15 protein-coding genes and 3 pseudogenes are annotated in these 13454 nt (G+C 64.2%); 10 read left to right on the top strand and 8 right to left on the bottom strand.

The window, feature by feature from the left end:
* Window positions 1-29 precede the first annotated feature (29 nt).
* Entirely contained in the window at window positions 30-959 is a 930-nt protein-coding gene (locus NKH99_RS22360; protein ID WP_352490004.1) for a LysR family transcriptional regulator, read from the top strand.
* Between the two features lie 36 nt (window positions 960-995).
* Here NKH99_RS22360 and NKH99_RS22355 read toward each other — a convergent pair whose 3' ends face one another.
* Entirely contained in the window at window positions 996-1766 is a 771-nt protein-coding gene (locus NKH99_RS22355) for a slipin family protein (RefSeq protein ID WP_023680344.1), read from the bottom strand.
* Window positions 1763-3154, bottom strand: coding sequence for an NfeD family protein (locus tag NKH99_RS22350; RefSeq protein ID WP_352472176.1), 1392 nt, complete (start codon window positions 3152-3154; stop codon window positions 1763-1765). The genes NKH99_RS22355 and NKH99_RS22350 overlap by 4 nt, the downstream gene beginning before the upstream one ends.
* Window positions 3155-3242: 88 nt before the next feature.
* Here NKH99_RS22350 and NKH99_RS22345 point away from each other — a divergent pair.
* Window positions 3243-3332 (top strand): annotated as a pseudogene (locus NKH99_RS22345) (HAD family hydrolase); the annotation flags it as partial.
* A gap of 100 nt (window positions 3333-3432) precedes the next feature.
* On the opposite strand, the gene NKH99_RS22340 reads toward NKH99_RS22345, so the two are convergent.
* From NKH99_RS22340 to NKH99_RS22325, 4 genes and pseudogenes are all read right to left on the bottom strand, one after another.
* Window positions 3433-3720: a hypothetical protein gene (locus NKH99_RS22340; protein WP_352472174.1), complete on the bottom strand. Its 288-nt coding sequence runs from the start codon at window positions 3718-3720 to the stop codon at window positions 3433-3435.
* 69 nt (window positions 3721-3789) lie between these two features.
* Window positions 3790-4380: an RES family NAD+ phosphorylase gene (locus NKH99_RS22335; RefSeq protein WP_353015570.1), complete on the bottom strand. Its 591-nt coding sequence runs from the start codon at window positions 4378-4380 to the stop codon at window positions 3790-3792.
* On the bottom strand, window positions 4381-4728 hold the full coding sequence (locus tag NKH99_RS22330) for an antitoxin Xre/MbcA/ParS toxin-binding domain-containing protein (RefSeq protein ID WP_023680350.1): 348 nt from the start codon (window positions 4726-4728) through the stop codon (window positions 4381-4383).
* Window positions 4729-4874: 146 nt separating this feature from the next.
* Window positions 4875-5072: pseudogene (locus tag NKH99_RS22325) on the bottom strand (pseudouridine synthase); the annotation flags it as partial.
* 134 nt (window positions 5073-5206) lie between these two features.
* On the opposite strand from NKH99_RS22325, the gene NKH99_RS22320 reads away from it, so the two are divergent.
* Both NKH99_RS22320 and NKH99_RS22315 read left to right on the top strand, forming a co-directional pair.
* Complete coding sequence (locus NKH99_RS22320; protein ID WP_352501243.1) at window positions 5207-5716, top strand: hypothetical protein; 510 nt, start codon at window positions 5207-5209, stop codon at window positions 5714-5716.
* Entirely contained in the window at window positions 5706-5915 is a 210-nt protein-coding gene (locus NKH99_RS22315) for a hypothetical protein (RefSeq protein ID WP_352501242.1), read from the top strand. The genes NKH99_RS22320 and NKH99_RS22315 overlap by 11 nt, the downstream gene beginning before the upstream one ends.
* Before the next feature lie 22 nt (window positions 5916-5937).
* Here NKH99_RS22315 and NKH99_RS22310 read toward each other — a convergent pair whose 3' ends face one another.
* Entirely contained in the window at window positions 5938-6702 is a 765-nt protein-coding gene (locus NKH99_RS22310; protein WP_352774402.1) for a pseudouridine synthase, read from the bottom strand.
* A gap of 114 nt (window positions 6703-6816) precedes the next feature.
* Here NKH99_RS22310 and NKH99_RS22305 point away from each other — a divergent pair, with 114 nt between their 5' ends.
* On the top strand, window positions 6817-7407 hold the full coding sequence (locus NKH99_RS22305) for a DUF922 domain-containing Zn-dependent protease (RefSeq protein WP_352541186.1): 591 nt from the start codon (window positions 6817-6819) through the stop codon (window positions 7405-7407).
* A gap of 36 nt (window positions 7408-7443) precedes the next feature.
* Here the strand turns inward: NKH99_RS22305 and NKH99_RS22300 are convergent, their stop codons facing one another.
* Window positions 7444-8187 carry an SDR family oxidoreductase gene (locus tag NKH99_RS22300; protein ID WP_352817036.1) on the bottom strand — a complete coding sequence of 248 codons (744 nt, stop codon included), beginning with the start codon at window positions 8185-8187 and terminating at the stop codon, window positions 7444-7446.
* Window positions 8188-8471: 284 nt separating this feature from the next.
* On the opposite strand from NKH99_RS22300, the gene NKH99_RS22295 reads away from it, so the two are divergent.
* From NKH99_RS22295 to NKH99_RS22270, 5 genes and pseudogenes are all read left to right on the top strand, one after another.
* Entirely contained in the window at window positions 8472-9095 is a 624-nt protein-coding gene (locus tag NKH99_RS22295; protein ID WP_352472165.1) for an NAD(P)H-dependent oxidoreductase, read from the top strand.
* An 875-nt stretch (window positions 9096-9970) separates the two neighbouring features.
* Entirely contained in the window at window positions 9971-10393 is a 423-nt protein-coding gene (gene arsC / locus NKH99_RS22290) for an arsenate reductase (glutaredoxin) (protein ID WP_353015567.1), read from the top strand.
* Between the two features lie 69 nt (window positions 10394-10462).
* On the top strand, window positions 10463-10795 hold the full coding sequence (locus tag NKH99_RS22285; RefSeq protein ID WP_352490030.1) for an ArsR/SmtB family transcription factor: 333 nt from the start codon (window positions 10463-10465) through the stop codon (window positions 10793-10795).
* A gap of 50 nt (window positions 10796-10845) precedes the next feature.
* A complete protein-coding gene (locus tag NKH99_RS22280; RefSeq protein ID WP_502900096.1) occupies window positions 10846-12222 on the top strand; it encodes an FAD-dependent oxidoreductase in 1377 nt (458 codons plus the stop codon).
* Window positions 12219-13439, top strand: a pseudogene (locus tag NKH99_RS22270) (MFS transporter). Before NKH99_RS22280 ends, NKH99_RS22270 begins: the two are co-directional and overlap by 4 nt.
* The last annotated feature ends 15 nt before the right edge of the window (window positions 13440-13454 follow it).

Here is a 13454-nt window from a genome sequence, read left to right as displayed (position 1 = left end):
TTGTGTTTTACATTTGAGCTCTGCGCCTGATGCAGCAATCGCACGAACCGGCAGCATTGGTCGAAATGGCCGCCTTCGCGGCCATCGCCGAAGCACGCTCCTTCACCAGGGCGGCTGCTCGCATCGGCCGCGACGCGACGATCCTGTCGCGGCGCCTTGCCTCGCTGGAAGAGCGGTTGGGCGTGCGCCTGCTGCACCGGACGACACGAAGCGTATCGCTGACCGAGGCGGGTTCGGAATTTCTCATCCGGGTCCGCGCCATCCTGGCTGCGGTCGACGAGGCCGAGGCTGCCGCGTCGGCGCATGCCGGCGGCGGGCCGCGCGGCGTGCTGCGGCTGGCGCTGCCCGGCTCGTTCGGGCGCATGTGGATCGGCCCGCTGCTGCCGCAGTTTCTCGCCGAATTTCCCGATGTCCGTATCGAGGCCGAGTTCTCCAACCGCTTCGTCGATCTCGTCGCCGAGAATTTCGATGTCGCCGTGCGTCTCGGCGCGCTGGAGGATTCGCGGCTGGTGGCGCGCAAGGTCGCTACACGGCGGCGGCTGCTGTGCGCCGCGCCGTCCTACCTCGCCCGCCGGGGCACGCCGACTGAACCTGAAGCACTGCTGGAACACAGTTGCCTGGGCTTCTCAGGCTTCCAGACCTTTCCGGCCTGGGAGATGACCGACAGTTCGGGCCGTCGCGTCAGTATCGAGGTCTCCGGGCCGCTGGTCACCGATGATGCCGAGGTACTGGTCGAAGCCGCCGTGCAAGGCGTCGGACTGATGATGAGCACGGATTGGCTGGTCGGACGCGAGCTCGCCGACGGCCGTCTGGTGCCAGTGCTGGAGGACTGGACGCTTGCCGACGAGGGCGCCGTCTATGTCGTCATGCCTTCGGCCAAGGGGCAAGCCGCCAAGACACGTGCCTTCGCCGACTGGATCGGCAAACGCTTTGCGCCGGTCCCGCCGTGGCGGAGGTGAGGGTGCTGATCCCCCTCGAGGGGGGAGATCACGTGCTCAGCCGCCTCCGCCTCCACCACCCTGCTTGATGAAATGACCGAGCAGATCCATCGGCACCGGAAACACGACCGTCGACGAGCGCTCACCGGCGATGTCATGGAGAGCCTCGAAATAGCGTAGCTGCATGGCCTGCGGTGCTTCGGCCAGCATCTTGCCGGCCTCGACGAGCTTTGCCGCCGCCTGCTGTTCGCCGTCGGCATTGATCACTTTCGCACGCCGCAGCCGTTCCGCCTCGGCCTGCTTGGCGATGGCGCGGACCATGTTCTCGTTGAGGTCGACATGCTTGATCTCGACATCGGAGACCTTGATGCCCCAGGCATCGGTGCGCTGGTCGAGAATCTCCTGGATATCGCTGTTGAGCTTGTCACGTTCGGCCAGCATTTCATCGAGCTCATGCTTGCCGAGCACCGAGCGCAACGTGGTCTGTGCCAGCTGGTTGGTGGCGGTCATGAAGTCTTCAACCTGGATCACCGCCCGCTCGGCGTCGACGATACGAAAATACAGCACCGCGTTGACCTTCACCGAGACGTTGTCGCGCGAGATCACGTCCTGCGGCGGGACGTCCTGGACCACCACTCGCAAGTCGACCTTCACCATCTGCTGCACGAAGGGGATGAGGATGATAAGGCCGGGGCCCTTGACCCCGGTGAAGCGGCCGAGCGTGAAGACCACGCCGCGCTCATATTCCCGCAGGATGCGAATGGCCGCGGATAGGAACATGACCACGACGAGCGCTGCTGCCAGATAGGCCACATAACCGATGATCATTGCCTTGCTCCATCGCTTCTCACATTGCGGCGCCGTATCGTCAGCACAAGATCCCTGACATCGGCCACCTCGACGCTGTCGCCCACTGCAAGCGGTTCGTCGGCTTTTGCCCGCCAGCGCTCGCCCCGGGCGAGCACGTGGCCCTCACTGCCCTGCCAGTCGAGAACCTTCGCCGGCAGCCCATGCATGGCCTGTGCGCCAACACGCGGAACGTTCTTGCGGGCCGCCCACAGATAGCTGCCGGTCAACAGCGCCAGGCCGAGCGTCAGGACGGCGGCGGTGCCGATAACGGCCCACGACATCTCGAAGCCGGGCCCCTCGATCCTGAGCAGCATGGCTGCGCCCAGCAGAAACGCAGCCACGCCTCCCAGCCCAAGGACCACAGTCGGGTTCAAGGCTTCGACGACCAGGAAGATGATGCCAAGCAGCATCAAGGCAAGGCCGGCATAGCTGATCGGCAGGAGATTGAGCGCATAGAGTCCGAGCAGAAGGCAAATCGTGCCGATCACGCCGGGCGCGACCGCGCCCGGGCTCGTGAATTCGAAGACGAGGCCATAGACGCCGACCAGCATCAGGATGACGGCAATATTCGGGTCCGTGATGACGGCGAGAAGCCGGATGAGCCAGCCTGGCTCGAGCGTTTCGACCGGCAGCCCTTTCGTCGCCAATGCCTCTTTTTTGCCGGCGATCTCGACGGTCCGGCCGTCGGCCAGTTGAAGCAGTTCGGTGGTGTCACGGGCGACGAAGTCGATGACATGCTGCTGCAGCGCAGCGCCGGCCGACAGGCTGGCCGCCTCGCGCACGGCCTTTTCTCCCCATTCGGCATTGCGGCCGCGCAATTCAGCCAGGCTGCGGATCAGGGCAACGGCATCGTTCGTCGCCTTGGCGATCATCGCATCGCCCGCGGGTGCGTTCTTCTTGTCCTTGTCCGCCTCCGGGCCATCGTTCTTGCCGCCGGGAAACGATGGCAGCGGCCCGCCCATCTCGATCGGCGTTGCCGCGCCCAGATTGGTGCCGGGCGCCATCGCCGCCAGATGGGTGGCGTAGAGGATGTAGGTTCCGGCGCTCGCCGCGTGCCCGCCGGCGGGCGCGACATAGCCGATGACGGGAACCGGCGAGGCGAGAATGCCGGCGATCATCTCGCGCATGCTGGTGACCAGCCCGCCGGGCGTGTCCATCTGCAGGATGAGAGCCTGGGCATTTCGGTCCGCGGCCACCGCCAGTGCTTCCTCGAGCTGCCTGGCACTCGCCGGACCGATGGCGCCGTCTATCTCGACGCGCAACACAATTTTCTCCCGGCCGTCCGCCTCTCCGGTTGCTGAAGAGGGACAAACGGCCGCAACAGCCACGAAAGCCGCGGCAAGCAGGACCGCACGCGCGAGTTTCACGCTCAAAGCTCCACATCTAGGAATATGGGCTGGATTTTGCCGAAATCCATGACGCGGCGCGCGGCGGGTGACGCATCGCACGGTCCTGCTGAATGTCGGCCTGCTCAGCGGCGGCTACGGCACCGAGGAGCTCCGCCAATCGGGCGCGTTTCGCGTCTATGAAGATTCCGACGACATGCCGACGAAGTCGGCGGCCGCACATGAAGGCGACCGGCGGGCTGTCGCCGTCATTCGATCACACCTATGTTTTGCGCATTGGAGCCATCTCTGGCGGGCTTCTATTGCGCGGCGTCCTCCTGGATTGTCTGTTCCTGGATTCGGGCGGGTGCCCCGAGACACTGATCGTAGCCGATGGTGCAATTATTCAGACATTCGTTGCGCCCCTGGATGGATTTGACGCTGTTGTAGTCGATCGGCACAGCCTGGCATTTCTTCTGGCACGCCTGGTCCTTCTCGGCGCAATTCGTGCCGTGGCCCTTAGGGTACTTCTTCGTGGTCGCTTCAGCGTTCAATGGCAAGACGGCCAGCAGCGCCAGCAGCGTCGGTATCAGTCGGAGCATACGCATGGATCCTCCCTTGCGCGTTAGACCTCTGCACTTGGAGGCAATGTTAGCGCGCCACTTCCGCTGGCCACATCACCCGTGCGGGGGATGGACGGCAGCGGGGCCGCCGCTAGCCCAGGCAATTTCCCCGTGATCGGTTCTGCTCGTCATCGCTCCGGCCGGCAACCGATCACAAAACGCGACGACGTTCAGGCAGTCATGTCGCGCGCTGGGCACGATCAGGCCGTCATAATCGAGGAAATGCGCGGCCTCGCCGATGTCTTGCGATCTCGGATATTCGGCGTGCTTTTCCTGATACGAAAGCTGCCCGTAGCGCGCGGTGTCGAGGCCAAGGGTCTGCAAGGCTGCCAGGTCGAGCAGTCTGAGCGTCCGGTCCAAAGCAAGATCGATCTCGAAGAGATTGTATCTGACACGCGAAGGGATCACTGGCTGCCCCCGCGTCAGGTGGAATCTCATCTCGCTCAAGGCACCTTCGCGCTCTTGCGAGGTGTAGAGCACGTCGAACGTTCCATCGTCCCAACGGCCGCCGGAGCTCGAGCACTGGATCGGGCTGCGGCCCTGGCGCACCACACGCCAAACCGTTCCGGAGTATTCGACCGGAACTATTGCCTCGATAGCGTCGATGAGCCGGCTATCGCGTCGTTTCCGCCCGGCGATCGCCAACTAGAGAAAGACCTCGTTCTCAAGCCGATCGATGACTTTGAGCACGTCGAGAGCACGGTCGTCGTGAATGAGATCTATCGCCCTTTCACCGTTCAATTGCGGGTGGCGAGCGTAAAGCCAGGTGCGGATATCGCTTGGCTCGTAGAATTCCTGCAGTCGGCCGACGATATAGTGCAGGTCCGATAGAATGAGCTCGCTGCGCGGCTGGGGCTTGATGTCGCCGGCCTTCCACCTCGAAACCGTGGCCTTGGACACGTCGGTGATGTTTGCAATGTCGGTTCCCTTGAGACCGCCAAACGTGCCCAATTCGTCCAGGAATCTGGGGACCGCCCGCAACGCCGTGCTCATGCTTTTCTCTCCGGCTGCCGAGCCACTTCGCGTCGGACCAGCCCTTCAATTGCGCTGTCGCATTTCGGTTTCATAAAAGGAAAATATGAAACAGGAATGTTAATGTCAATCACCCGTTCGGTGCGAAGGCCCCTGGAGCCAGCACTTCAGGCCTGAAGCAGCGCCAGCTCTTCCGCGCTCAGATGGCGTGCCTTGCCTTTGGCAAGCTCGCCGAGCTGCAATTGGCCGATCGCCACCCGCACCAGGCGCAGCACCTCGATATCGTAGGCGCCAAGCAGCCGGCGGATGTGGCGGTTGCGGCCCTCGTCGAGCACGATCTCCAGCCAGGCGGTGCTGGTGCCGCTTCCACTCGATCGAAAATCAATCGCCTGAATTGCTACAGCGCCCTGTCGCCGGTAATGCCACGGGACAATTTGTTTTGTATAGTCCTTGATGCCACGTGGCCGACGATGGTTCGATGACTTGGGAAGGGAAGATCATGCGAAGCGGATTGGCGAAATTCGTCGTGGCGGGTTGCGTCGCCGCTCAGGTCGTCCTGCAAGCGGCGCAGCCGGCGTTTGCCGCGCCGTGCGGCTGGACGGCGAAACTGGAGGAAGAGGAGGGCGGCAAAGTGCTGATGGCGTCGGTCTGCGGCGGATCGAATGGCGGCGCCCAGCTGACGCTGGCCTGTTTCGGCAAGCCGACGCTGAGCTATGATTTGGGCGACAGCGGTCCGCAACTGGAACCCGGCATCGCTTCGTTCGCGTTCAAGGCCGGCGGCAAAGCGGTGACCAAGACGCTTCAACTCGAAGAAATGTACAACACCTTCACCGTGGAATTGAGCAGCACCGACCCGCTGTTGGCCCTGCTGCGCTCCAAGGGCGAGGTCACGGTCGCCTCGGGCAAATATGGCGAGAACAGCTTTCCGCTTGCCGGCTCATCCGCCGCCATCGGCAAGGTGCTGGCCCAGTGCGGCAAAGCCAAGGCTTCTTCCGACAATGAAGATTGATGAACCCCTCACATTTCGATTTGAATCACGCGAGACGTTGGTCGCGAACATAGAGCGTGATCCTGCTGATCTCGATCCCTGGACAGGGCTTGTCGAGTTGGAGGCCGAGGAAAGCAGCCTGGACACCGCGGTGTCAGTTCTCTTGCGGGCAATTGATGCTGTATCCGACAGGGAACAGCTTTGGCGGGCAGCTGCCTGACTGTCGAGTCGCCGCCAGCAGTTCAGGCCTGAAGCAGCGCCTGCTCTTCCGCGCTCAGATGGCGTGCCTTGCCTTTGGCAAGGTCGCCGAGTTGCAGAGATCCGATCGCGATCCGCACCAGGCGCAGCACCTCGATATCATGGGCGGCGAGCAGCCGGCGGATATGGCGGTTGCGGCCCTCGTCGAGCACGATTTCCAGCCAGGCGGTGCTGGTGCCGCCGCGCAGCAACTCGATCGAGCGGGCCGCCAGCAATTCGCCGTCGACGGTCGCGCCGGCGCGCAACCGCGCCAGCATGGCCTCGTCGGGCAGCGCGCCGATCTGCACGTGATAGGTCTTGGCGACATGCGAGGCGGGATCGAGCAGGCGCTGCGCGAAGCGCGTGTCGTTGGTCATCAACAGCAGGCCTTCGCTGGCCTTGTCGAGGCGGCCGACGGGCGAGACGAAAGGCAGGTCGAGGCCTGCCAGGCAATCATAGACGGTGCCGCGGTCCTGCGGGTCGTCACGGGTGGTGACCAGCCCGCGCGGCTTGTTGAGCATCAGATAGACCTTGCGCTCGGCGGCGACGCGGCGGCCGTCGACCTCGATGCGATCGCGGCCTGGATCGACGCGAATCGAGCCGTTGCGCACGATCTTGCCGGCGACCCGCACGCGCCCCTCGGCAACCAGAAGCTCGGCCTGCTTGCGCGAGCACAGGCCAAGCTTCGACAGCGCGCGACAGAGGCTGACGCCGGGAGGCTGGGCCCCGGGGGCAGGGCGTTGCCGGGCAATGTTCGGTCGCGGCGACATGATGTTGCCTGTGGATTCTTGTATACGAGCATCCCACTATAGCCGGCCGCCGGCTATGTCCACGGAAGGGAACTGCATATCGTTTGCGTCGTGCGCAGCGGCTGCGAGGACTGCATGAAAACAGCCATTCGCCTTTGCCTGCTGCTCGCCTTGTTGCCGACATCGCCGGCGCATGCCGGCTGGCAGGCAGTCGAAAAGGTCGAGACCTATGCCATCTCAGGGCAATCCGGCCCGGAGCTCTATGCCTCGATCGGCGGGCGCGGACCGCTGCTCGGCGAACGCCGCGTCATCGCGCATACCAATTTCAAGCTGACCTGGGTGAGGGACTACCAGCCGCAAGGCGACGCCTGCGTGCTGGTGTCGGCGCGACCGAAGCTGATCATTACCTACACCTTGCCGAAGCCGGCCGCGCGGCTGCCGGGCGCAATCCAGAAGAACTGGGAGGTTTTCGCAGCCGGCCTCGCCGCCCACGAGAAGGTGCACGGCGCCAGCATCGTCGACATGGTGCACAAGATCGAGGCGGCCACCATTGGCCTGACCGTCGCCGATGACCGTGGCTGCAGCAAGATCAGGATCGAAGTGACGAGACGGCTCGCCGGAATCTCCCAGGCACAACGGCAGGCGAGCCGCGATTTCGACCGGGTCGAATTCGGCCCAGGCGGCAAGCTGCGGCAGCTTGTGTTCACGCTGATGACCGGCGGATGAAGCTGCGGGGGCGGCGCAGGGTACCACCTTGCGGCCTCACGCCTGCGCGGTCGGATAGAGCGTCAGGATGTTGACGTTGACCCTTGGCGGCTGGCTCACCGCATAAAGGATGGCGGCGGCGATGTCCTGGCTTTCCAGCTGCTCCATGTCGCCCAGCCTCTGCTCGACCGCCTGGCGCACATCGGCGCGCATATTCTGGGTGAACTCGGTCTTGACGGCGCCAGGCTCGATGCAGGTGACGCGGATGCCGTCCTTGCCGATCTCGCGGCGCAGCGATTCCGCCATCGCGCTCACCGCGTGCTTGGTGCCGGAATAAACCACCGAAGGGTGAATATAACGGCCGGTGCCGGACGAGACTACGACGATGTGGCCGGCGCCTTGCCGCTGCATCGACGGCAGTGCCGCATGGATCGGATAAAGCAGGCCCAGGATGTTGACGTCGACCATCCGGCGGTATTCTTCCGGCGTCGTGTTGCGGAACGGCGCGGCGACGCCGACCCCGGCAACCGCAAGCAGCATGTCGAGCCGGCCGTACTCCTGCTGGACCCGCTCGACCATCGCCGTGGCTTGCGCTTCGTCGGCGACATCGACGGCAATCGGCAGTGCCGCGCTGCCGGTCTCACGGATCCGCTTCGCCAGATGGTCCAGCCGCTCGGCGCGCCGCGCGGCAATCGCCAGCGTGGCGCCCTCGGCCGCCAGCGCCAAGGCGGTGGCCTCGCCGATGCCGGAAGAGGCGCCAGTCACCAAGGCGATCTTGCCGCTCAGTTTTCCTGTCTGCATGTTTTCTCTCCTGACGCTTTGGACACGCCGTGAAGCTAGGGCGCCGGCTTTCTGGAACAATGCTGATCGAAAAACCGAATCCACCGTTAGGGTTTTGGCCCCAGCAAGCCCACGTCTGCGCACGAGCGGGCCTTGACGTGACTGGAGCTGTTGCGTCTTGATACGGGGGCTGCGGGGCTTCGCATGAAAACAGCTGATCGACTACGTCTGCGGGTGGCTTGTTTGCATGCGACGCTTGCATGCACCCCCGCGATCCTCTCGCGACCGACAGGTCTGAGCGCCAGATGAAGGTCCTCGTCGTCCATTGCCATCCCTGCGCCGACAGCTTCAACGGCGCGGTGCGCGACACGGTGCTGGAGACGCTTGCCGAAAGCGGCCACCAGGTCCACCTGCTCGACCTCTATGCGGCCGGCTTCGATCCGGTCATGCGCACGCAGGAATGGCGCGGTTACCACGACAAGGCGGCGAACCTGCAACCGGTGCACGAACATGCGCAGGAGCTGCTCTGGGCGGAGGCGGTCGTCTTCATCTATCCGACCTGGTGGTATGGCCTGCCGGCGATGCTGAAAGGCTGGCTGGAGCGTGTGCTGGTGCCGGGCTTCGCTTTCGAGATGCCGACGGCACGACGCGGCCCGCGGCCCAAATTGCGGCACATACGCCGGGTGATGGCAATGACCACATGTGGCGCCACGCCGCTGATGTCGTGGATCATGGGACAGCCCGGCCGGCGGACCCTGCTGCGCGGCTTCCGCTCCGTCTGCCATCCGCTGTGCCGGACCAAATTCCTGGCGCTCTACCGGATGGACAGCGTCTCGGCCGCCGGACGCCAGGCGCATCTGCAGCGGGTCAGAAAAGCGGTTGCCGGCCTTGGTCGCGCTGATGCGGTCGCCGCCACAGTGCCTGGCTGATCAGCCGGGTGGGCCGTCGCCGGCGCGGGCAATCGCTTTGGACGGGCGATTGCGCCAGGTTGGTGTTGAAGACGGCCAATTATCGAAGTAGGCGCCGCCCCTCTGGCCCTGCCGGGCGTTTCTCCCCGTAAACGGCAGGGCAATCGAATATGGACTTGACGGACCCACCTACCGAACGCTGCAACGCCTGAAACGAAAAACCCGCCTCGGAGGCGGGTCGTTGGGAGCCAATTAGCACCACACCGAAATTAGTAGCATAGCTGCCGGCACAAAGCAAGAACAAAATACGCTGTAGCGATAGAAAATCCGAATTCCTGCTCGTCCGAGGTCGCTGCTCAGAACGATTGCAAACTCGTATTCCTTCGCCCCACTTGGCATCTCCCGCAGGGGCAGGGCAAATCGCATGTGGATTCTTACGAAGAAGGGACCCCCACCCCTAACCCCTCCCCACAAGGGGGAGGGAACGCTGCCGCGTGCCTTTACTTCCCCTTGGCGCCGAAAAGCAGGCAATTTGCCGAGGTCGGCGCCGACGGAGGTCTCCCTCCCCCTTGTGGGGAGGGGTTAGGGGTGGGGGTCCTTCGTAGAGCGAAAGCGTAGAGCGAAAGCCTCCGCTTTCCATCTGCGATAGCCCTGCCATAAACGGGGAGATAGACCCGGCCGCAACGCTGGCGCTATGCTTGCAACGTTGGCGCTTTGCGAAATTGTCAGCGTCCCTCGCTCCGTCTACAACGACCCCAGCAAGCAGGCATGGGGCGGCGCAAACCCGTGAAGTAAGGGGCTGATTCAAATTTAGGTCTAAAGCGATTGCTCGCCATGGCCTTCGCGGGGTGGCTGCTCGCCCAACCGAAACCAGCCGGACAGATGAAAGCTGCGCAATGACCATCACCATCTATCACAACCCCGATTGCGGCACCTCGCGCAACACGCTGGCCATCATCAGGCAGTCCGGCGAGGAGCCTGAGGTGGTCGAATATCTGAAAAATCCGCCGTCGCGCGAAAAGCTCGTCGAGCTGATCGCAGCGATGGGCATGACGCCGCGCCAATTGCTGCGCGAAAAGGGCACGCCCTATGCCGAACTTGGCCTGGGCGAGCGGCAGTGGAGCGACGACGAGATCCTCGATTTCATGCTGGCGCATCCGATCCTGATCAACCGGCCGATCGTGGTGACGCCGCTCGGCACCATGCTCGCCCGACCATCCGAAGCCGTGCTCGATATCCTGCCCAATCCGGATATCGGCCCGTTCACCAAGGAGGACGGCGAGGTGGTCATCGACGCCAGCGGCAAGCGCCTCGGCTAGATATCGTCTTATTTCGATCTTTGTCGAAATTCTCTTGACGTGCAGCGATTCTGGAAATAGCTTATTTCCATGAAACTCGAAAAAGCAGCCTCGCAACTTGAAGCCCTCGGCAGCCCGACGCGGTTGCAGCTCTATCGGACGCTGGTGCGGGCGGGCGATGAGGGGCTGCCGGTCGGGCGTATCCAGGACAGATTGGGCATCGCTGCCTCGACGCTGTCGCATCACCTCAAGCGGCTGGTCGACACCGGCCTGGTGACACAGGAGCGCCAGGCGACCACGCTGATCTGCCGGGCCAATTATCCCGCCATGAATGGGCTCATCGGATACCTCGCGGACGAATGCTGCGCCGACGCCACCTGTGCGCCGGCATCGGCGGAAGCGGCCGCCAAAACGGCGGCATGATTTTTTTGCCATTATAATTCGAAATTACCGGAAGGATGGAAGACATGGAGATGATTGAAAAACTCCCCGTTGCGGTGATCGGCGCCGGGCCGGTCGGCCTGGCGGCAGCGGTCCACCTGATCGCGCGGGGCATTCCTGTCAAAGTCTACGAAGCCGGCAATGCGGTTGCATCCAATCTCAGGGATTGGGGCCATGTCCGTGTGTTCACGCCTTGGCGCTATTGCGTCGATCAGGCGGCCAGAAACCTGCTCGAGGCGCATGGCTGGCGGATGCCTGAGCCCGAGGCATTCCCAACCGCGGACGACCTCGTCGCGGATTATCTCGAGCCGCTGGCAAAGCTTCCGCAATTGTCGCCGTCGATCGAAACCGGCGCCCGCGTCGTTGGCATTTCGCGCTGGGGCGCCGACAAGGTCTCGAGCAAGGAACGCGAAACCCGGCCGTTCATGCTGGTGGTCGAAACCGCCAGCGGCACCAGGCGCGATAGCGTCCGCGCCGTCATCGATGCTTCGGGAACCTGGCAGATACCGAACCCGCTCGGCGCCGGCGGAATTGATGCCGAAGGCGAAGCCGAGTTTGCCGACCGCATCGCCTACGGCATCCCCGATATTCTCGGCCGCGACCGCAGCCTTTATGCCGGCAAGACGACGCTGGTCGCCGGCTCCGGCCATTCGGCCGCCAATGCCTTGCTGGATCTCGCCAGGCTGGCGGAGGTGGAGCCCGGCACCGCTTTCATCTGGACAACGCGCGGCACCGACCTGGTGCGCATCTACGGTGGCGGTGATGCCGACCAATTGCCGGCACGCGGCGAACTCGGCGCCGAAGTGCGCGAACTCGCCGAGAGCGGCGGCGTCAGGCTGGTGACGGGCTTTGCGGCTGTTTCGATCCGCGATGCCAACGGCCGGCTGGTCGTCGAAGGCCAGACCAGGGACGGTTTGCAGGCGCTTGGTCCGGTCGACCGCATCATCGCCGCGACCGGACAGCGCCCCGATCTGTCGCTGACCCGCGAGCTTCGGCTCGAGCTCGATCCGTGGCTGGAAAGCGTCAAGGCACTGGGACCGCTCATCGATCCCAACGAGCATTCCTGCGGCGACGTGCCGCCGCACGGCCACCGTGAGCTCAGCCATCCAGAGGAAGGGTTCTACACAGTCGGCATCAAGAGCTATGGTCGCGCGCCGACCTTCCTGCTGCTGACCGGGTATGAGCAGGTCCGCTCGGTCGCGGCGGCGATCGCCGGCGACATGGTTGCGGCCGACAATGTCCAACTCGTGCTGCCGGAGACCGGCGTCTGCACCGTGCCGCGGATCGGCGTGGCCGACAAGGGGTGCTGCGGCGGTCCGGCGCCGGCGGCTTCGAGCGCCTGCTGTGTCGCCGATGCCGAAGCAAAGGCGATCGGCAAAAGCGGCTGTGGCTGCAGCGTCGCGGCATGAGCCTTCTGGCACCTTCAACGGTCACCTTGCCCAGCCGCGGCGCGATCATCACCGCGCTTGGCCTGACGCAGATCATGGCGTGGGGTTCTTCCTACTATCTTCCCGCGGTCATCGCGCCGGCGGTCTCCTCCGATACCGGCTGGCCGCTGGCATGGGTTGTCGGCGGCCTGTCCCTCGGCTTGCTCACGGCATGATTGATCTCTCCGCGCGTCGGGTCGTCGATCGAGCGGCATGGCGGCCGCAATGTCCTGGCGTTCAGCGCCGGATGCATCGGGCTCGGCCAGATCGGGCTGGCTCTTGCCCCTAATCTTGCGGCCTATATCGCGGCCTGGCTGATCGTCGGTCTGGGCATGGGGGCGGGGCTTTACGATGCCGCTTTCGCAACGCTTGGCCGCCACTACGGCCACGGCGCGCGCTCCGCCATCACTATGCTGACGCTGTTCGGCGGCCTTGCCAGCACCATCTGCTGGCCGATCTCAGCCTTGCTGCTGGGGGAGGTCGGCTGGCGCGGCACCTGCCTGGTTTACGCCGCCTTTCAGCTGGCAATTGCGCTGCCGCTCTATCTCGTGATCCTGCCCCGGGAGCCGCCGCAACCGGCAGTCAAACCGGGAGTGAAGAAGGCGGCACCCATTCTCGACAACCAAGCCGATCCGTCGATCATGATCGTTCTGGCCGCGACCCTGACACTCGCAGCGGTGATCTCGTCGACACTATCGGTGCATCTGCTCACAATCCTGCAAGGCAGCGGCATGGCGCTTGCAGCCGTAGGGCTCGGCGTGCTGGTTGGTCCATCACAGGTGGCGGCGCGCGCGATCGAGATGATGATCGCGCGCTACCACCATCCGATTTTCACCAAGTTTGCCTCGGTTACGTTTGTGGCGATCGGCGTTTCGACGCTCTGGGCCGGCATGCCAATCATCCCGCTGGCGCTGGGCTTCTACGGCGCAGGGATCGGCCTGGAATCCATCGCGCGGGGGACGTTGCCGCTCGCGCTGTTCGGCTCTAACGGCTACGCGAGACTGATGGGCCGCCTCGCCATGCCGAGCCTGATCGCCCAGGCGGCGGCACCCTCGGCCGGCGCATTGCTGCTGGATCGCTTCGGCCCGCACGGGACGTTGGCCGCGCTTTCCGGCCTGGCGCTGGCCAACGTCATCCTCGCATGCGGCTTGGGCTGGCGGATGCTCCGCCGGCGGCAATCGCAGGTTCAAACCCGATAGGATTTCGACCTGCGT

The organism is Mesorhizobium sp. M0854 (assembly GCF_040319815.1).
Classification (GTDB): domain Bacteria; phylum Pseudomonadota; class Alphaproteobacteria; order Rhizobiales; family Rhizobiaceae; genus Mesorhizobium.
Note: the sequence above shows the minus strand (reverse complement) of the source record. Positions and strands in the feature narration are given on the sequence as shown.